Source organism: Roseixanthobacter psychrophilus (genome assembly GCF_043195195.1).
Taxonomy (GTDB): Bacteria; Pseudomonadota; Alphaproteobacteria; order Rhizobiales; family Xanthobacteraceae; genus NCEH01.
Genome location: NZ_JBAFWT010000244.1, coordinates 1 through 220, shown reverse-complemented (window position 1 = coordinate 220; position 220 = coordinate 1). Strand labels below are relative to the sequence as shown.

The following is a 220-nucleotide window of genomic DNA, read 5'->3' as shown; positions in this document are numbered from 1 at the left end:
GGAGACTTCACATGGCCACGATCGCAACCCTCACCCAGAAGGCGGACGGCAACCTCGAAGGCACGCTCGCCACCCTCAACGTCACCGCGCCGATCGCGCTGGTGCCGAACACCCGCAAGGCGAAGGACAATGAGCCGGACTACCGCGTGATCTCGCGCAAGAACGGCTTCGAGCTGGGCGCCGGCTGGAACCGGATCTCGAAGACCACCGGCGAGGAGTA

The 220-nt window shown here is 65.5% G+C and carries 1 protein-coding gene; it reads left to right on the top strand.

All coding sequences use genetic code 11. From position 1 onward, the window contains the following. Positions 1-11 precede the first annotated feature (11 nt). Positions 12-220, top strand: a 209-nt coding sequence (locus V5F77_RS29380; protein WP_429008549.1) for a DUF736 domain-containing protein, incomplete at its 3' end; no start/stop codon positions are given.